This window comes from Desulfosarcina ovata subsp. ovata (assembly GCF_009689005.1).
GTDB classification, from domain to species: Bacteria; Desulfobacterota; Desulfobacteria; order Desulfobacterales; family Desulfosarcinaceae; genus Desulfosarcina; species Desulfosarcina ovata.
In genome coordinates, this window is record NZ_AP021879.1 from 6,952,384 (window position 1) to 6,970,182 (window position 17,799).

The following is a 17,799-nucleotide window of genomic DNA, read 5'->3' on the forward strand; positions in this document are numbered from 1 at the left end:
TGGGGATGCCGGCCTGGTCAGAGGTGCGGGATTTGAGAACGTGGATGCTGCGGGGATTCAGCCTGCGCGGTGCGGTGCTGTGCCTGGCGGTTCTGGCCGTCCTGATTTCCGAAGTGCGCTTCAACTGGGTGGAAATTCTGATGGGGCGTTACCTTGCGGCCACCAACAGCTACCGGCCGGAATCGGGCAATGTGTGGGAGCAGGGCCGTTTGCGGCAGGTGGCCACCCAGACCCTGGAACAGATGGTGACCGATCAGCTCACCGCCCAGCGGGAGGCGCGCGAGGCGAGCTCCCTGGCGGAACTTGTCGACGGGTTGTCCGATTCCCGGGGGACCATGATTTCTGCGGAGCGCTTCAAAGCCCTGTACAGCCAGGTTCCCGAAGCGGTGGCACGCACCCTGTTTTCGCCGATTCTCATGTTGCGGATCAGTGCCGAAAAGAGTTGGGAGCGGGTTTATCTGGAGCGGGAGAATGGTCAGGTGGGCATCTATCTGCTGGACCGTGCCAACAATGTACTCAGTTACACCACCATCAGTGGTCGGCGGCTTGAATCCACCGGCGTCGGTGGCCCCTTGGTTTCCGGAACCCTTGAGGAGCATCCGGAATTCTCCGGCCGCATTTATCCGGCGGATCGATTCTTCATGGCCCTGGATGCCCTTTCGCCCGAGGTCCAGCGGGGGGTGCTGCCCCGGCCCGCCACGGTGCTGGCCGTGGAGGGCAATCCCGTTCGTGTGGGAATCAGCGATGAGGTCAATGCCGATGCGATTCGTATCGCCATCGAGATGGAAACCCCCCGGGGGCGGCAGCTTCTGATCACCGTCGGGCAGGAGTGGGCCGTATGGCAGCTGCGCCTGCGCCTTGAACCCCGATTGGCCCGGCCAGCAACGCAACGATCCGGCTGGTTGCTGCGCGGGGGGGATCGATGAACCCGATTGTTCGCCTGATGCGGCTGGCCACGCTGCTGGTCTTTGTGCTGCTGACGGTGACGGCACTGGTTGCCGGGGGCCTGTTCTGTTTTTTTCTGGTGGCGGCCAAGGATCTGCCCCGGGTGCCGGAACCCATCGGCCGCATCAACGACACGCCTTCCACGGAAATTTTCAGTGCTGACGGAAGGCGTATCCTGACCATCGGCGGTCGGGAAACCGTGGCCCTGGATGATGTTTCCTACGCCTTTGTTCAGGCGATCCTGGCCACCGAAGATCACCGCTTCTGGGACCATCACGGAATCAACAAACTCCGCACGGTCAAGGCGCTGTGGGTGACCCTGTTCGAGCCGGGAAAGGTCCAGGGCGCCTCCACCATCACCCAGCAGTTGGCCAAAAACCTCTTTTTCAGCTTCGAGCAAACCTATATCCGCAAGTTTCGCGAGCTGCTGGTTGCCTTTCAGATCGAGGCCCAATTTCCCAAACAGGAGATCCTGGAGGCCTATATCAATCAGATCCCCTTTGGTGTGGGCGCTTATGGCATTGGCGAAGCGGCGCGGACTTTTTTTGGAAAATCCGCCGGTGAACTGACCTTGTCCGAGGCCTCCCTCCTGGCCGGCCTGCCCAAATCACCCACGCGTTACAATCCCTTCCGCTATCCGGATCGTGCGCGTGCCCGGCAGAAAGTGGTGCTCAAACGCATGGTGGATACCGGCATGATCACACCCCAGGAGGCCGAGGATGCCGGTACGGCGCCGCTGGGGCTGCGCAAACAGGCCCGCGCCCTGCGGGTGGACAGTTATTTCCTGGATGCGGTGATGAAATCCCTGGAGGAGCGTTACAGCCCGGAGGTGGTTTACCATGGTGGCCTGCGCGTGTACACCACCCTGGACCCAAGCATGCAGCGACTGGCCGAGACCGCCTTGCAGGAGGGGATCGCCAGGCTGGAGTCGAACATGAAAAACGCAAATCCGGAAAAGGGAGATGAAGACGACAACGGGCTTCAGGGGGCGCTGGTCAGCGTGGATGTCAGAACCGGCGCGGTCAAGGCCCTGGTGGGCGGTCGGGATTTTTTTCAGACCCCGTACAACCGGGCCTTGCAGAACAACCGCCAGGCGGGATCCGGTTTTAAACCGTTTCTTTATTACAGTGTAATGGAAAACCTGGGCAAATCACCGGCCGATGTGGTCGAAGACAAGGCCGTGTCCATTCCTATTGCCGGTAAACCGCCCTGGCGGCCGCGCAATTTTGAACGCCGCTATGCGGGCCCCATGATACTGAAAAAAGCGTTTACCGGATCGGTCAACAGCGTGGCGGCCCAACTGGTCCAGGCCCTGGGACCCGAGGCCGTTATCGATACGGCGCGCCGGTGCGGCATTACCAGCCCCCTGTCACCGGTCTATTCGGTCGCTTTGGGTACCTTTGGGGTCAGCCCGCTGGAGATGGCTTCGGCCTATGCCACCTTTGCCTCGGGCGGTGTGCGCCATCCGCCGTTCTGGATTCGCCGGGTGGAGGATGTCAGCGGGCGGGTGCTGGAGGAGCACATCATCACCGGTGAACGAGTGCTGAACGAATCGGTGACCTACCAGCTGGTGGATATGATGGCCGGGGTGATTGATGAGGGCACGGGCAACGTGGTTCGTCGGTTGGGATTTTCCCTGCCGGCGGCGGGTAAGACCGGAACCACCAACGGGTACAATGACGCCTGGTTTACCGGTTTCACCCCCACCCTGAGCACGTCGGTGTGGGTTGGGTTTGACCGGGGCCAGGGGATGCGAAGCAAAAGCGGCGTCGGCATCACCGGTGGGCGGGGTGCCGCGCCCATCTGGGCGCAGTTCGTGAAACAGGCGACCCAGGGAGAGCCGCCACGGCAGTTCATGGTGCCCTCAGGAATCTATTTCAAGAATGTGAATCCCGAAAACGGCGCCTGGGCCGGTTTCTGGACCAGTGATCCGATGAGGGTCGCCTTGAGAAAATAAAAATGGCACTTTTCTTCAAACATATGGCCGTACGTTTGTGGACGGCACTGTTTATCGCCAGCCTGGTGGCGATGACGGTGCTGCCGCCTTTTGCCGCGGCCGTCGGACCCGGTTGGATGGTTGTTCCCGGCATCGTCCTGTTTGTCCTGGTGTTCTGGTTGACGGGCGTGATTTTTGCCGCCATGGGGCGCGGTCGGTTGGATCGCCTGATGAGCGAGGCCGCCATCTGGGAGCGGGCGGGCATGGACCGTGAGGCCCGTCAGGTTTTGGTCCGCGCCGAGGCCACGGTGGATAGCTTTTTCTTCTCACCCTTTTCCCGCCGGGCACCGGCGGGGCGCCTGCTGGCCCATACGGCCCGTTTCCAATTGGCCAGTGGTGCGCCGAAATCTGCCTCAGAGGCCGTTGTCAGTGCCTACCTGAAGCATTTTCCCCGGGACCGGGCCGCTGCCGCCAAATGGCTGGAGGGGCTTTTGGCCGGCCGGGCGGTGACCCACCAGACCCACGAGATTGCCGTCCGCATCGGCGCCGCCCATCCCGACGATATTGCCCTTCAGCGAATGCTGGCCCAGTTTTACCTCTCTGAGCGGCGTTGCGATTTTGCCGCCCTGAACACCTACCGGGTGGTGATGGACACCGGCGACCCGCTGCCGGACCGGATGATCAACGGTCTGGCTGACCTGTTCCTCGCCGAACGGCGGGTGGATACCCTGGCCCTTCAGGTTTACCTGGATGTCCATCGGCGCGGCAGCCGCGACGCGCATCTGCTGGCCGGCCTGGCCGCCTGCTGCCGGATGATCCATCCCACGCCATTGACACTGCCTCTTCTGGAACAGGCCGAGGCGGTTTTCGATGGTGTCGATCCGGCGCAGCGCAGGGAGATGGCGATCGATTTCCTGCCGGAAATGGCCGACGGCGGCGCGCCGCGGACGTCCCGGAGGCATCGCCGGCCCTTTGCCTTTCTGGGCCCGGTGTACCGCGCGGCGACTCGATCGGCCAGGGCCGGTTGGGTGGGTTTGGCCCGGCTGACCCGGTGGGGGGCGACAACAGTTTTGCGATTGCTGCGCGGGTTGCGCATGGCGCTTTTCTCCAGGCGCGCCAAATGGATCGCCCTGGGGGTGTTTGCCATTGCCGTGGGCGGGCTGGTGGTCAATACGGTCATGCACCTGGGCCCTGACATCAAACCGGTTGCACCGGTTGACGAACCGGCATCGTCACCGTCACCGGCGCCCGTGGTCGTGCCGGTGACCGATCCCTTTACCCTGCAGACGGCGGCTTATCTGAAAGCGTCCGATGCGCGGCGGTTTGTCAGCCAGCTCAAGGAGCATGGGCTGGATGCTTACTGGACCCGGGCGACCGGAGGAAACAAAACCTGGTACCAGGTGCGAGTGTCCCACTTCAAAACCAAAGCCCAGGCCAGGGCTTATGGCGAGGACCTGAAAAAACGCCATATTATCGGTGATTATTACGTGGCCAACTACAAGCGGCCGGATGGACCCTGACGTACTTCATTGTTGATGCTGAAAAGGAAACCGAACATGCGTGCCTCTGCCACCATGACCCGAATCGTCGATTTGTGCCTTGCCATGGACAATCATGCCACCCGCCTCTATCGGAGTTTGGCCGGCCAGACGGCCGACCAGGAACTGAAACGGTTCTGGCAGGATATCGCCGAGAAAAACGAGCAGCACGGGCGCTACTGGGAATTACTGCTTGACTGGACCGCGAAAGGCATGCTCGATCATCTTTTCGATGATTCACGGAAGACCGGTGAAGAGTTGGCCCGGCTGGAGAGCAAGGTCCGTGATCTGGCGGGCAGTTGCCTTTATGTGGGAAGTAAGAAAAAGGCCTTTACCATAGCCTTCAAGCTCGAATTTTATCTGCTGCACCCCGCTTTCGAAACGCTATCCCAGTACGTGGCGACCTTTAACGCTGACGCTGCGCCGGATCTTCGTTATGAGCGTTTCGTCAACCCGCTTTTCGACGCACTCCAGCAAAATGAGTTGAGCACCCTTGAGCTGGAACTGGTCGGCGAGGTGATCCACCGCTTGTGGAAGGAGAACCGGCGCATGGCCTTTCTTAGCAATTATGACGAGTTGACCGGCGTGTTCAACCGGCGTGGGCTATTTAACGCCATCAACCACCTGGCTCATCTGGCCCAGCGCAATCAGAACACCGTCGGGGTGCTGATGATCGATATCGACCATTTCAAATCGATCAACGATAATTACGGGCATCAGTATGGTGACGAGACGTTACGCCGGGTGGCTGGCTGCATTCGCGAGAGCATCCGTGCCTCGGATGTGCTTGGGCGATACGGCGGAGAGGAATTCCTGGTCTTTCTGTCCAGTGTGGAATCCGTAGCCCTGGGCGAGGTCGGTGAGAAAGTCCGGCGGGCCATTGAGAGCATGCCGGAAAACCCTGCTCACGTCACGGTCAGTATCGGTATTGCTCACAATCAGGTGGGCCGCGAGGTGCAGGCGGACATCAAGGCCCTGATCCATCTGGCCGACGAGCGTTTGTTGATTGCCAAAGCGTCCGGCCGCAACCGCATCGAACTTTAAGGCGATTTCTCGGCCTGCTTATGTGGTTTTCAGCACCTGCTCCATGTGCAGCTGATTCCAGGCGTGCACGGCGCCGTCGGCGGGGAGCTGGCGAACTTTGCTTCTTAACCGGTTCATGTCGTCCTTGCGCCACATGGCGGCAATAAAATACCCGATATCGTTGGCATAACGGCCGATGGCCTGGCCGCCGACCACCTTGCCGTCCAAAAGAATCACCCGCAGGTAATCCGATCCATTCTCTTTTTCGATCAGCTCCTTGTCGCCCAGAACGCAATCGGTGGCGCGCATGGTCTTGCCGAAGGTGACGGCGTGGGTGTCGAAGAAATGGGCCCGGGCAAAGGCGTACGCCCCCAGGTATTTTACCGTTTCGCCCATAATGTTGCGCGCGACGATCTGGCCCTGCTCGATGGCGTTGTGCTTGAGTTGAAACATAGCGATTTCGCCGGTACAGGCATCGATGGTTTCGATGCAGTCGCCACAGGCGTAAATATCGTCGACCGATGTCCGCATGGTCCGATCGACCTGAATACCCCGGCCGGTGGCGATGCCGGCGGTTTGCGCCAAGGCCACCCAGGGCACCACACCGGTGGCGACCACCACCGTGTCGCAGGGAATCTCGCGCTTGTCGGTGACCACACCGGTGACCCTGTCGTCGCCTTGGATGCGCAGCACTTTTTCCTCGGTAAACACATCAATCCCATAGCCTGCCATGGCCGTTTCCAGGCGCTTGGCGGTGACCTCGTCAAACAGGGCCGGCAGAATCCAGCCCAGCAGTTCGATGATGGTGACGGCGTAACCCCTTTTTTTCAATGCTTCGGCCGCTTCGATACCGATGGCCCCGGACCCGATCACCACGGCGCGCGTGCCCGTGTGGGATCGAAGCTTCAAGGTTTCATTCAACTGCTTGCAGCTGAACACCCCGTTGTTGCGGATGCCCTCGATGGGGGGGATGAAAAGATCGCCACCGTGGGCCAGGACCAGCTTGTCGTAGCTGATCGATTTGCCGTTTTCCGTGGTGATGGTTTTTTCCTGGGGGGAAATGGAAACCACCTTGCTGTTGTAAACCAGATCGATCCGATGCTTCTGGTAATCCTCGGTCTGTTTTCGGTAAACCGCGCGTTCCTCACAATCCCCACCCAGGAAGTACGGCAGCGAGCACGGATCGTATTCCGGTACGGCCTCGGCTGAAACAATGCAGATTTCGGTATCTTTGCAACGCTGACGAATCGAAAAGGCCACCTGATTGCCTGCAATTCCGTTTCCGACAATGACAACTTTCATGGTTTCGGTCCTTTTCTAAATCATGCCCCCCGGTGTTACCGGGAGGGAAGAATGGCCCGGATTCTGCCGGCCCGCTCCCTGACGGTGGATGTGGTCAGCCGTTCTCCCTTGGCCATCGTGAGCGCGCCCTCCTGGCGGCATGCCGTCACGCACCAGGGCTCGTCCGTATCCGCCATGCACATGTCGCAGGTCATGGTCTGGCCGGTGAAGGGATTCGCCTCGGGACTGCCCACCGGGCAGATGTAAACGCATGCCCGGCAGCCGATGCACACCTCCGTATCGGTCACCACCGTGCCGTTGGCCTGACGGACGCGGGCGTTCATGGGGCAGACCTTGATGCAGGGGGCCGTCTCGCAGGCCATGCAGATGATTGGGACATTGAGTGCCCGGGCCTCGAGACGCAGGATCCTGACCCGGGAGAGCGACGGGTCGATGACGTTGTGATGTTTCATCGAACACGCCATCATGCAGCGACCGCATCCCGTACATCGTTTTGCATCGATCAGCAAATTTTCTCGTCTTTTTTCCATCATCGGATGCCTTTGTGAAGTGTTGCACCGCGTTGGTTGGTGTGCCCGTTCGCGCATCGTCCGAAACGGGGATTTGTTAACGTATTAAATTCATTATAATGAACTTTATGTGGCCCCAGCTATAGTATGGATCACGCGGTGTGTCAATTTAAAAAGTGTTAAAAAGGGTTATTTCAGGGTAGATATAACGAAAAATAACTTGACCGAACAGCTATCTTGGGATATTTGGTATTCATTATAGTGAACTTTAATTGGGACTCAACCACAACCTAAGGAGTTTTCACATGGCCACTGACAACGGCAAGTTTTCCGCATCAGAATCGCTTCGCAAGACCCGAACGTTCGGCAAGGTCAGGTGCCACAATCCCAGCTGCATGGGGCGTCTTGAACCCGAGCCCGGCAGCGAGCAGATTTCATGTCCGACCTGCGGCATGACCTATCGTCTGTTCTGGGTCACACCCGAGCTGCCCCGAATCCGCGGGCCGGTCTGGGAGGTCAATCGCAAATTAGCCGAGGAGACACTGGCCAAAAAATTAGAATCGTCCAAGGACGCTTCCAAATAAACAAGGAGGGTACGCGACATGGCACTGGATCGGAAAATAGCATACATCGATCTCACCACCGGCAAGATCGAGATCAAACCCATTCCGTTGGAAGCCCGTAAGAAATTCATTGGTGGTCGCGGGCTGGATGCCTACCTGTTGTACAACCATGCCCCCAAGGGGTGTGATCCGCTGGGACCGGAGAACCCGCTGATCGTCAGCGGCGGTCTGCTGACGGCCACTTGCGCATCGGCCACTTCAAGAACGCACGTCATGGCCAAATCGCCCCTGACCAACCTTTTGGGCAGCTGCAACATGGGCGGGTTTTTCTCGGCGGAGATGGCCTGGGCCGGCTTCCATCATCTGGTGATTACCGGCAAGGCCGAGAAACCGGTGTATCTGTGGATCCACAACGGCGAAATCGAGATTCGCGATGCCGGATACCTGTGGGGAAAGTCCTGCACCGACGCCCAGTGGGCCATCCGTGAGGAGCTGGATGATCAGGAGATTAAGAGCATGGTCATCGGCCCGGCCGGTGAGAATCTGGTGACCTATGCCTGTGTGATGACCGGCATCAAAAATTCCGGCGGGCGCTCGGGAATGGGCTGCGTGATGGGGGCCAAAAATCTCAAGGCCGTTGCCTGCCGCGGTGATATGGATGTCAAAATCGCCCATCCTGTGGATGCTCTGGAGCACAACAAGAAATTCATCGAACAGATCACCAGCGCCAAGGTCAATCAGACCCAGGGAACCCTGGGAACTCCCTTTATCTGGGGGGCGACCAACTGCTGGGGCGGGGTCCGGACCCGGAATTTCCAGTACAACCAGATGCTTTACGCCGACGAGATTGAGCCCGAAGCCATTGACGACATCGCCACGGAAACCATGGGGCCGCATCACATGGCCGGCTGTTTCGGCTGCCAGGTGCATTGCCGGGCCAAATACAAGATCCAGACCGGCCCCCTGGCCGGAAAATACGACGAAGGGCCGGAATACACCTCCCTGGGCGCTTTCGGCAGCGAGCCGGATTGCAAAAAGGCCGAGACCGTGCTTTCCGCCAACCATCTGGTTGACCAGTACGGTGTCGACAACCTTGAAATCGGCAGCATTATCTCCTGGGCCATGGAACTCTTTGAGCTGGGTATTCTCACCACCAAGGAGACCGCGGGGCTGGAGCTGCGTTTCGGCAACGATGCCGCGTTGATCGAGATGATTCATCAGATCTGCAACCGCAGCAGCTGGCTGGGTGGTGTGCTGGCCGATGGCGGCATCCCGGCGTCGCAGACCATTGGCAAGAACTCCTTCGATTATCTCATCCAGGTCAAGGGCATGAACAACCTGCACTCGGATGAGCGCGCCACCCCGGCACTGGCCCTGAACATCGCCACGGCCTCCCGCGGATCCGACCATTTGCGCAGCCGGCCGGCCATCGATCTTTATCACCTGCCCGAAAAGGTGCTGCGCAAGATTTACAGCAGCCCGATCCCCTACGACGGGCCGCTCTCCTCAGAGCACACCGAATATGTCGGCAAGCCCTGGCAGGTCTTCTGGCAGGAGAACTGCTACATGGCCGTGGACAGCCTGGGGATTTGTAAGTATCACACCCTTTTCCTGGGGGCGACGTTGCCCAACTTCGAAGACTGGCCGGAAGTGATCTATTACAACACGGGGTTGGAGTTCACGCCGGAGGATATCTGGGCGGCCGCCGAGCGGTGCAATAACCTCGAGCGGATGTTCAACCTGAGGGAGGGACTGAAGCGGGATGACCCCTTCAAGGGCGATACGCTGAACCACCGCTACTTTGACGAACCGTGCCGAAGAGGGGCGCCGGATGTTGTCGGCCGGACGATCGATCGTGAGAAGTTCAGTGTCATGATCGATGAGTTTTACGGTCATCACGGCTGGGACAAGGCGGGCGTTCCCACCGCCGAAACATTAACGCGCCTGGGGCTGAAACAGGAACCTTCCCATTTGGTCTAAAGATTATCGAAGGAGAAGATAATGGATAAATTTCTCACGGTCAATGCTGAAAAATGTACCGGCTGCCGCCTCTGTGAGCAGGTCTGCTCGGTTATGCATGAAGGGGTTTCCAACCCGGCGAAGAGCAGGATCCAGGTGGTCAAATGGGAAGATGAAGGGCGTTATATTCCAATGATCTGCCAGCAGTGCGAAGATGCACCCTGCATGAACGTCTGTCCCGTGGGGGCGATTTCCCGGGACAAGGACCTCGGCTTTCTGTCGGTCAATCATGAGGTGTGTATCGGCTGCCGGTCGTGCGTCAACATCTGTCCGTTCGGCGCCATGAACTACAACAAGTCGACCCACCAGGTTTTCAAGTGCGACCTGTGCGGCGGTGATCCGCAATGCGTGCGTTTTTGTGATGTCAAGGCGCTGGAATTTGTCGGTTCGGACGCTGTGGTTGCCCGCAAGAAAAGAGACCGCGCCCTGCAGCAGTCCGAGGCCGCCGCGGCCCAAAGTTGACGGATTCCTGTTTAAAGATGGTCCAAAGGGGCGGCGGCGGTGATCCCGCCGCCCCCATGGTCTGATGCCCATCCACAGAGATGGCAGTTTGCCTGATCCTGAAGCGACTCTATCTGAAGGTGGCTTTGTCGACCATGCGGCGGAGTCGCTGTGCCTGTTCTTTGGTAATGGTGGCAATGCGCGATAATTTGTCCGCATCGATATTGGCCGACATGCCCACCACCCAGATGGCGATGGGAAGGCCCTGCAGGTTCTGCAGGGCCACGGCAACCGCATTGATCCCCGGCAGATACTCCTCGATGTCGACCGCATGGCCACACGTGCGAACCCGGTCCAGCTCTTCAAAATAGGACGTCACGTCGGTGATCGACCGGGGCGTATAGGTGCGCAGCCCATATTTCTGAATCATTGTGGCGACCAGTTCCGGGTTCTCGGTGGCCAGAAACGCCTTTCCCACGGCGCCGGCAATCAGCGGGATCGTCGATCCCACCGGCACGGAGATTTTGAGTGAATCAAATGCTTCGGCAACGGAAATAATCAACACCCGATGCTGTATGCGAGCCCCCAGAATGACAGTTTCATTGACGGTGTCGCGGATTTCGTCGAGCAGTGGCTGGGCCAGTTTCATCACTTTTTCCTGGTCCCAGGTGGAAAACATCAGCTCGGCAATCATCGGGCCGAGAAAAAGTTTGCGTCCCCCGGGGCCCTGGGTGAGAACACCCTCCCGAAGCAGGGCGTGGACGAGGCCATGGGTGGTGCTTTTGCTGTAGCCGAGCTGTTCCGCCAGTTGAACAAGGCCGAGGCTTTCCGACGATTGCGCCACGGTTTTGAGGATCTGAAAGGCCTTGTGCACGGCAGGGGCTTTGTACCCGGCAGGCTGACTTTTTTCAACCTGTCCGTTTGGTGAGTTTGCGGAGTTCTTTTTCATCGGGATGCGTTTTTATTTATTGTCATCAGGGACCGAAACGGGTTGTCAAGTTCACTATAATAAACAAATTATCGGCCAAAGTATTGAAAGTCAATAGTCAAAATAGATAATAATTATCTGGTTTAAAAAATAATAATTTATTTCCAGTAAAATGTAGAAAGATGTATTGAATAATTAGTATTCATCTAAATGAATATATTTTGGGTGTTTGCCCAACTTTTCAGGAGCAATCCATGTCCGCCTGCCTTTCCGCAGAAGAACGTGAACGCTACGACCGCCAGGTGCGTATCGATGAAATCGGTACCGTCGGTCAAGAGAAACTTAAGCAATCCCGGGTTTTTGTTTGCGGTGCCGGCGGCCTCGGTTCACCGGCGGCCATCTACCTGGCGGCCGCCGGTGTGGGCGCCATTACCCTTGTGGACCCTGATCGGGTGGCCTTGAGCAACCTGAATCGCCAGGTTTTGCACGGTGACGACGACATCGGACGGCCCAAGGTCGATTCCGCAAAAGCGACCCTCGGCCACCTGGCTCCCCATGTGGCGGTAAAGACCGACTCGGTAAGGGTTACGGCGGCCAATGTACACCACCTGGTTGACGGTCACGACGTGATCATCGATGCCGTGGACAATCCGGAAACCCGCTACCGGCTCAACCGGGCGGCCCTGGATTTGAATATCCCGTTCATTCACGGCGCGGTCAACGGGTTCGAGGGGCGCATTATGACCATCGTTCCCGGCAAAAGCACCTGTTTGCGCTGTCTCTACCGGGGGCCGGTGGCTGCGGCGGAGGCATTGCCGGTGATCGGTGCGACGCCGGGAATCATCGGTGCATTGCAGGCCACCGAGGCGATCAAGGTGATCACCGGTATCGGTGGGCTGCTTACCGATCGACTATTGATTTATGACGGCCTTAAATTGACCTGGCGCGAGTTCACGGTCCATAAAAACCCACACTGCGACCATTGCGGACGTCCGCCGGAAAGGATACCATCATGAGCGTTACTCTGAATATTCACAAAATCCACCGGCAGTATACCCGGGGGTTGGATGTGGTTGCGGTGGCGGGCGGTACCATCGGCGCCTGCCTGGATGCATTGATTCGGCAATATCCCGGTATGCGGGCGGCCCTGTTCGATGCCAAAGGGAAGCTGAAGAACCAGATCGAGATCTACCTGAATATGGAAAGCGCCTACCCGGACGAGCTGAAAAGAGCCGTCAAAGACGGTGATGAGATTTTCATCACCGTCATGCTGGCCGGTGGGTAGGCGACGGAGCTTGCAGACGAACACAAACCCTACGCAAATATGAACAGAGGCTGCCAAACGGGTGTGACAGATTCGATTACCGTCGGAATAGAGCGATTTTCGCTGGCCAGATCACTGACGAATGGTTAAACTGATTACCTGCATGGACCGTCGACGCGCTCAGGCCCTTTTTGGATTGACCCGGGTGGATCCGGAAACAAGGAGAACCTCACGGCGGCAAAAAGTACTCATGCGGGGTGAAGATGACGAGACCATGGTCCCTTTTGCCAGTTCATCATATCGGGGAGAACGCATCGCTTGACGGTTACTACACTCTGGGTTGTGATTGTACTCATTTCGGTTCTGGGTGGCGTGGGGTTGTATTTCTACAGGCGTCAGTATCAACAGATCGATTTGCTCAGACGCGAGCTGCTGGAGATCCAGCAGAAGCTGCATGGGCGGGACGCGGCCCATTCGCTGGACCGGTCCCAGTGGGAGCAAACCGAAGAGAAACTGCGCAAGTACCTTGAACTTATGGACACCCTGATCAATACTATCCCCAATCCGATCTACTTCAAGGATGCCGCCGGGATCTATCAGGGGTGCAACAAAGTTTTTGCCAAAACGATCCTTGGCCTGACCCGGGATTTGATTATCGGCCGTCATCCCCAGGAGCTGACCGAACAGATTCCGGCCGATCTGGCGGCCGCCTACCAGCGCGAAGAACGCCGCATGATCGACAAGGCCGGTTTCCACAGTTTTGAAACCAAGGTGCAGTGTGCCGACGGACAGCGGCGCGATTTTCTGTTCAGCATGGCCCCGGTGATGGATCCTGATGGTAGCCACAGCGGCACCGTGGTGGTGCTTGCCGATCTAACCGAGAAAAACCGGGCGGCCCGGGACCGCATCCAGAAAGAGAAGCTGGAAGGGGTGCTGGAGATCGCCGGTGCGGTCTGCCACGAGCTCAATCAGCCCCTGCAGACCCTTTCCGGCTATGTCGAGATGCTGACCATGAGCCTTGACGGCCATGCCGCCGGTGCCTACCTGGAAAAAATTACGCCCCAGATCGAACGCATGCACGATATTTCCAATAAACTGCGTCGCATCACCCGTTACGAGACCATGGATTACGGCGAGCGAACGAAGATCATCGATATTTGCAAGGCGTCGGAAGATCGCTGAGGACGCGCCCTTACTCTAAAAAGGCTTTCCTGCCATCCGTGTTATTGAGATCAGCAACATCCCCTCTTTCAGCGTGACACTGGCGGTTTCGCCGGTAAACACATTGCTCACGCCGTGTGAGGTGCCAAAAGGAAGGCTGGCGTCAGTCAGGGGATAGGCCAGCCCCTTCAGGGAGACCCCCGTGGCGTTGCCGGAAATCGGCAGCAGCGATACAAGATCCCCGGGCCGGCCATGCAGGCGGATCTGCCGGCTGCCCTGAAGGCAGCACAATTCATGGACCCCGTCCAGAAGCCGTACCGTTGTGCGGGAGAGAAAATCGGAACCCAACAGCAGCACGTTGGAGAAGGTCATGTCCCAGCGGGCACCCAGGGCGCCCAAAACGGCGATCTCCTCTGCCCCCCGGTCGATGGCCAGTTTCAGGGCCAGTTCCAGATCGGTTTCATCCTTGCGAGCCGGGTGACGGATGATTTCGGTGGCGGTCTTTTCCAGTGCCGTCAGTTCTCCAGGAGCGATGGAATCCATGTCCCCCACGACCACGTGCGGCGTTACCTCCCATCGCCGGCAGTGGGCCAGCCCGCCATCGGCGGCGATGATCAGATCCCGGTCGGCGGAGAGGGTCAGCCCGACGGGCCATCCATCCATGACACCGTTGGCAAATACGATGGCCCGGATCATTTGGACTCCTTGGGTTGGGGGTGAGGCCGTGCTCCAGGGATGATTGCCATGGCCGAGGGGCTAAGGTCAAGGGCGATGGTCTCGCCGATGCCAGGTGGTGATGTTTCACTGGGCAGATGGAAGGTCAGTGTCGTCTCGTCGGTGATGGCGATGCCAGTGCGGTAGCTCTGTCCGCTGAAAATGCGCGAGACCACCCGGCCGGTGATCGGTGGGATCGGCAATGGGGGAGCCGACCGGTCGGCTACGCGGGCCCCTTCCGGGCGGAGTACAACGCTGACCCGGTCGCCGGGCTGCATGCCGGCCGGCAAAGCAGAGGGGTATAGCCGCCCCAGAACGGTGTCGATCCCGCCGTCGCCGGCCAGCGTGCCGGCCAGCAGGTTTTCGAAGCCAAGAAACCGGGCCACGAAAAGGCTCTGGGGATGACGATACAGCGTTTCCGGCGGGTCCACCTGTTCCAGGCGGCCGGCGTTCATCACCGCTACCCGATCGGCCACGGCCAAGGCCTCGGACTGGTCGTGGGTGACGAAAATGGCCGTGGTCTCCAGTCGTTTCAGTATTCCATGAATGTCCATCAGCAGGCGTTCGCGCAGGGCCCGGTCCAGGGCCCCCAACGGCTCGTCGAGCATCAGCAGGCGGGGTTGCGGAGCCAGGCTGCGGGCCAGGGCCACGCGCTGGCGTTCTCCGCCGGACAGCTCGGCCACGCTGCGCCGGGCCATTCCGGTCAGGCCCACCCGTTCGAGCATGGCTTCGGTTCGGGTCCGGACTTGGGAAACGGGCAGTCGCTTCATCTCCAGGCCGAATGCCACGTTGTCAAAGACGCTTTTGTGGGGGAAAAGGGCGAACTCCTGGAACATCAACCCGAAATTGCGCCGGTGGGGCGGAACCGTGGTTATGTTTTGATCATTGATGAAGACCAGCCCGGTATCGGGCGATTCGAGACCGGCGATCAGCCGCAGCAGCGTGGTCTTGCCGCATCCCGACGGTCCCAGCAGACAGAGAATTTCGCCTTCGGCCAGGATGAAGGAGACACCATCGACCGCTGGCTGGTCGTAGGCCTTGGCCAGGTTTTCCACGCACAGCAGGGGCATCAGAACTCTCCCCCAATGGATCGGAATTTTTCGATGACGAGAAATCCGGCCGACGTGGTCAACATCAGCAGGCAGCTCATGGCCATGGCCCGGCCGATGTTCAGGGCCCCGGGCTGATTGAGGTAGCGGTAGATGGCCAGCGGCAGGGTCGGTGTCCGGGGGCGGGCGACAAACACCGTGGCCCCGAATTCGCCCATGCTGATGGCAAAGGCGAAGATGGCGCCCACCCACAGGGCGCGGCGCAGGATCGGCCAGTCCACATGGCGCCAGACCCGAAACGGCGACGCACCCAGCATGGTCGCCGCTTCCCTGAGGTGGCGGGGGATGCTTCGCCAGGCCGGCAGCAGGCTGCGGATGACGAAGGGGAAGGCCACCAGGGCGTGGGCCACGGCGGGCAGCAGCAGGGCGGTGCGCAGGTTCAAAGGGGGCTCGTCCAGGGCGATGATGAATCCGAATCCCAGGGTGACCGCCGAGGTGGAGAGCGGCAGCATGAACAGGGGATCGATGATTCCGGCGGCCCGGTGCCTGGCGCCGGCCAGAAACGCAGCCGAAAACCAGCCGATAAAAAGGGCGATCAGGGTGGCGGCCAGGGCGAAGCCCAACGAGTTGCCCATGGCTGCCAGCGGTGAGACAAACATGATCGATCCGGTGGGGTTTCCCAGAAGCGAGCGGTAATAGGTCAGGGCCGGACCCGCTTCGGTGAGTACCGAGCCCAGGCAAAGCGCCAACAGCGGCGTTCCCAACAGCAGGAGCATAACGGTCAGGTTGCCGCCGATCACCAGCCGTTCCCGGCGGGTGTGGGGCCGCCGCAGGCCGCCGGTGGCTGCCTGGGGCATCAGGGAGACGGCCGAGCGGCGTTCGAACCAGGTGTAAAGGCCCATCAGGGCAAAGGTGAAGACGATCTGTACCATGGACAGGGCGGCTGCCATGGGCAGGTTGAACAGGTGTACGGCCTGGCGGTAGATCTCCACCTCGACGGTGGCCAGCCGCGGCCCGCCCAGGATAAGGACCACGCCGAAACTGGTGAAACAGAAGACGAACACCAGCATGGCGGCGGCGGTGATCGCGGGCATGATCAGGGGTAGGGTGATGGTGAAAAAGACCTTTTGCCCGGAGGCGCCCAGCATGCGTGCCGCGTCGGCCGGTTCCCCGGAGAGGCGAGCCCAGAAACCACCGACAATGCGCAGGACCACCGTGTAATTGTAGAAGACATGCGCCAGCAGAAAAAACCACACTGTGTGGTCGATACGGATGGGCGGGCGGTTCAGTTGGAAAAGGGCCATCAACGCCTGGTTGGCCAGACCGCCGGGGCCCAGCAGGGCCTTGAAGGCCGCGGCCGTGACCACTGTCGGCAGTACGAACGGCACGGCGGTCAGGGACTGGATCAGGGCTTTGCCTCTAAAATCGAATCGGGCGAAGACATACGCCCCGGGCAGGGCTACCAGCAGGGTCAGCAGGGTGGAGAGCGCCGCCTGCCAGGTGGTGAACCAGAGCACGCCGGCATAGTAGCCACTGTCCACCAGCCGCCGCAGTCCGCCCGGTGCCCAGGCGCCGTTCTCGGGAGTGAAACTGGTAATGAGGATGCTGGCCAGGGGATAGAAGTAAAAGACCCCCAGAAAGATCAGTGGGGGAAGGGCCAGGAGAAGGCGCAGCCGGTGTTTCACCGCAAAACCGCCTCGGTCCACGCCTCGATCCAGCGGTCACGGTTGCTTTCCACGAATTCCGGGTCCAGGACCACGGGATCTGTCGCCTCCTGTGCATAGCGGGCAAACACGTCGGGCAACGGCGTGCCGGTGACCGCCGGAAAGACCCACATGTTCAAGGGGATGTCTTTCTGGAAAGCCTCCGTCAGCATGAAGTCCACCAGCCGGCGGGCCACAGCGGGCATTTGGGTGTCTTTTAAGATACCCACGAACTCGATTTGGCGGAAGACGGTTTGGGGCGCCAGAACGGCGGCGGTCGGGCTCTCCTCGATCTTTTTCTCACTGTAAAAGACTTCCGCTGCCGGGCTGCTGGCGTAGCTGATCACGATGGGCCGGGTGCCGCCCTTGGCCCGGGAGAACTGGCCGTAGTAGGCGTCCGACCATCCCATGGAGACGTACACATCGTTCTCCCGCAGTTGGCGCCAGTAGTGGAGAAATCCGGCTCATCGCGGATTAGTGTAATTTTTCCCTATGATCAAAGTCATAGATATTTTGCCCATTGATTTTCACACTAATCCACGATGAGCCTACAAAATTACCATTACATATCACAAATTCATCAATTTGTGATATGTTACAGATATCTCAAGTTCTCCATTATATATCTTTATAATTCTGATCCATTACAGTGCTTTTTGTCTTAGGATGCAACTTAATCATGCATCCTACTTGGTTGCCAACCA

16 protein-coding genes and 1 pseudogene are annotated in these 17,799 nt (G+C 59.2%); 10 read left to right on the top strand and 7 right to left on the bottom strand.

Annotation, left to right across the window (positions count from 1 at the left end; translation table 11 throughout):
• The first annotated feature begins 5 nt into the window (after positions 1-5).
• Genes GN112_RS30455 through GN112_RS30470 form a run of 4 tightly spaced genes read left to right on the top strand, consistent with a single transcriptional unit; the run spans position 6 to position 5,463 of the window.
• Positions 6-926 carry a hypothetical protein gene (locus tag GN112_RS30455; RefSeq protein WP_155313586.1) on the top strand — a complete coding sequence of 307 codons (921 nt, stop codon included), beginning with the start codon at positions 6-8 and terminating at the stop codon, positions 924-926.
• Positions 923-2,902 carry a transglycosylase domain-containing protein gene (locus GN112_RS30460; protein ID WP_231717180.1) on the top strand — a complete coding sequence of 660 codons (1,980 nt, stop codon included), beginning with the start codon at positions 923-925 and terminating at the stop codon, positions 2,900-2,902. Before GN112_RS30455 ends, GN112_RS30460 begins: the two co-directional genes overlap by 4 nt.
• A 2-nt stretch (positions 2,903-2,904) precedes the next feature.
• Positions 2,905-4,401: an SPOR domain-containing protein gene (locus GN112_RS30465; protein ID WP_155313587.1), complete on the top strand. Its 1,497-nt coding sequence runs from the start codon at positions 2,905-2,907 to the stop codon at positions 4,399-4,401.
• 36 nt (positions 4,402-4,437) lie between these two features.
• Complete coding sequence (locus GN112_RS30470; protein WP_162459186.1) at positions 4,438-5,463, top strand: GGDEF domain-containing protein; 1,026 nt, start codon at positions 4,438-4,440, stop codon at positions 5,461-5,463.
• Positions 5,464-5,481: 18 nt separating this feature from the next.
• Here the strand turns inward: GN112_RS30470 and GN112_RS30475 are convergent, their stop codons facing one another.
• Complete coding sequence (locus GN112_RS30475; RefSeq protein WP_155313589.1) at positions 5,482-6,744, bottom strand: NAD(P)/FAD-dependent oxidoreductase; 1,263 nt, start codon at positions 6,742-6,744, stop codon at positions 5,482-5,484.
• A gap of 35 nt (positions 6,745-6,779) precedes the next feature.
• Positions 6,780-7,331, bottom strand: coding sequence for a 4Fe-4S dicluster domain-containing protein (locus GN112_RS30480; RefSeq protein ID WP_155313590.1), 552 nt, complete (start codon positions 7,329-7,331; stop codon positions 6,780-6,782).
• Positions 7,332-7,558: 227 nt separating this feature from the next.
• Here GN112_RS30480 and GN112_RS30485 point away from each other — a divergent pair, with 227 nt between their 5' ends.
• The 3 genes from GN112_RS30485 to GN112_RS30495 are packed head-to-tail and all read left to right on the top strand — an operon-like array spanning position 7,559 to position 10,297.
• The gene (locus tag GN112_RS30485; RefSeq protein ID WP_155313591.1) at positions 7,559-7,837 is read left to right on the top strand and encodes a hypothetical protein; all 279 of its coding nucleotides are present in this window, start codon (positions 7,559-7,561) and stop codon (positions 7,835-7,837) included.
• Positions 7,838-7,855: 18 nt separating this feature from the next.
• Positions 7,856-9,796, top strand: a complete 1,941-nt coding sequence (locus GN112_RS30490) for an aldehyde ferredoxin oxidoreductase family protein (protein ID WP_155313592.1) — start codon at positions 7,856-7,858, stop codon at positions 9,794-9,796.
• Positions 9,797-9,817: 21 nt separating this feature from the next.
• Complete coding sequence (locus GN112_RS30495) at positions 9,818-10,297, top strand: 4Fe-4S dicluster domain-containing protein (protein WP_155313593.1); 480 nt, start codon at positions 9,818-9,820, stop codon at positions 10,295-10,297.
• Between the two features lie 109 nt (positions 10,298-10,406).
• On the opposite strand, the gene GN112_RS30500 is transcribed toward GN112_RS30495, so the two are convergent.
• Positions 10,407-11,225 (bottom strand): IclR family transcriptional regulator, encoded by an 819-nt coding sequence (locus GN112_RS30500; protein ID WP_155313594.1) that lies wholly within the window; start codon positions 11,223-11,225, stop codon positions 10,407-10,409.
• A gap of 233 nt (positions 11,226-11,458) precedes the next feature.
• Between GN112_RS30500 and GN112_RS30505 the strand changes: the two genes are divergently transcribed.
• The 3 genes from GN112_RS30505 (at position 11,459) to GN112_RS30515 (ending at position 13,650) form a co-directional block, all read left to right on the top strand.
• On the top strand, positions 11,459-12,220 hold the full coding sequence (locus GN112_RS30505) for a HesA/MoeB/ThiF family protein (protein ID WP_155313595.1): 762 nt from the start codon (positions 11,459-11,461) through the stop codon (positions 12,218-12,220).
• Positions 12,217-12,489 (top strand): ubiquitin family protein, encoded by a 273-nt coding sequence (locus GN112_RS30510; protein WP_155313596.1) that lies wholly within the window; start codon positions 12,217-12,219, stop codon positions 12,487-12,489. The genes GN112_RS30505 and GN112_RS30510 overlap by 4 nt, the downstream gene beginning before the upstream one ends.
• A 297-nt stretch (positions 12,490-12,786) precedes the next feature.
• The gene (locus GN112_RS30515; protein WP_155313597.1) at positions 12,787-13,650 is read left to right on the top strand and encodes a PAS domain-containing protein; all 864 of its coding nucleotides are present in this window, start codon (positions 12,787-12,789) and stop codon (positions 13,648-13,650) included.
• Positions 13,651-13,665: 15 nt separating this feature from the next.
• On the opposite strand, the gene GN112_RS30520 is transcribed toward GN112_RS30515, so the two are convergent.
• The 4 genes and pseudogenes from GN112_RS30520 to GN112_RS30535 form a co-directional block, all read right to left on the bottom strand.
• Positions 13,666-14,325 carry a thiamine diphosphokinase gene (locus GN112_RS30520; protein WP_155313598.1) on the bottom strand — a complete coding sequence of 220 codons (660 nt, stop codon included), beginning with the start codon at positions 14,323-14,325 and terminating at the stop codon, positions 13,666-13,668.
• Positions 14,322-15,413, bottom strand: a complete 1,092-nt coding sequence (locus GN112_RS30525) for an ABC transporter ATP-binding protein (protein ID WP_155313599.1) — start codon at positions 15,411-15,413, stop codon at positions 14,322-14,324. The genes GN112_RS30520 and GN112_RS30525 overlap by 4 nt, the downstream gene beginning before the upstream one ends.
• On the bottom strand, positions 15,413-17,077 hold the full coding sequence (locus GN112_RS30530; protein ID WP_197743440.1) for an ABC transporter permease: 1,665 nt from the start codon (positions 17,075-17,077) through the stop codon (positions 15,413-15,415). Before GN112_RS30530 ends, GN112_RS30525 begins: the two co-directional genes overlap by 1 nt.
• Positions 17,074-17,535: pseudogene (locus GN112_RS30535) on the bottom strand (thiamine ABC transporter substrate-binding protein); the annotation flags it as partial. The pseudogene GN112_RS30535 and the gene GN112_RS30530, both read right to left, overlap by 4 nt.
• Positions 17,536-17,799: the final 264 nt, after the last annotated feature.

Bases quoted from the DNA above. Each gene is read 5' to 3' on its own strand.
- GN112_RS30485 (WP_155313591.1), top strand. From the start codon at position 7,559: ATGGCCACTGACAACGGCAAGTTTTCCGCATCAGAATCGCTTCGCAAG.
- GN112_RS30460 (WP_231717180.1), top strand. From the start codon at position 923: ATGAACCCGATTGTTCGCCTGATGCGGCTGGCCACGCTGCTGGTCTTT.
- GN112_RS30490 (WP_155313592.1), top strand. From the start codon at position 7,856: ATGGCACTGGATCGGAAAATAGCATACATCGATCTCACCACCGGCAAG.
- GN112_RS30525 (WP_155313599.1), bottom strand. From the start codon at position 15,413: ATGCCCCTGCTGTGCGTGGAAAACCTGGCCAAGGCCTACGACCAGCCA.
- GN112_RS30475 (WP_155313589.1), bottom strand. From the start codon at position 6,744: ATGAAAGTTGTCATTGTCGGAAACGGAATTGCAGGCAATCAGGTGGCC.
- GN112_RS30470 (WP_162459186.1), top strand. From the start codon at position 4,438: ATGCGTGCCTCTGCCACCATGACCCGAATCGTCGATTTGTGCCTTGCC.
- GN112_RS30510 (WP_155313596.1), top strand. From the start codon at position 12,217: ATGAGCGTTACTCTGAATATTCACAAAATCCACCGGCAGTATACCCGG.
- GN112_RS30480 (WP_155313590.1), bottom strand. From the start codon at position 7,331: ATGCGCGAACGGGCACACCAACCAACGCGGTGCAACACTTCACAAAGG.
- GN112_RS30495 (WP_155313593.1), top strand. From the start codon at position 9,818: ATGGATAAATTTCTCACGGTCAATGCTGAAAAATGTACCGGCTGCCGC.
- GN112_RS30505 (WP_155313595.1), top strand. From the start codon at position 11,459: ATGTCCGCCTGCCTTTCCGCAGAAGAACGTGAACGCTACGACCGCCAG.
- GN112_RS30520 (WP_155313598.1), bottom strand. From the start codon at position 14,325: ATGATCCGGGCCATCGTATTTGCCAACGGTGTCATGGATGGATGGCCC.
- GN112_RS30455 (WP_155313586.1), top strand. From the start codon at position 6: ATGCCGGCCTGGTCAGAGGTGCGGGATTTGAGAACGTGGATGCTGCGG.
- GN112_RS30500 (WP_155313594.1), bottom strand. From the start codon at position 11,225: ATGAAAAAGAACTCCGCAAACTCACCAAACGGACAGGTTGAAAAAAGT.
- GN112_RS30465 (WP_155313587.1), top strand. From the start codon at position 2,905: ATGGCACTTTTCTTCAAACATATGGCCGTACGTTTGTGGACGGCACTG.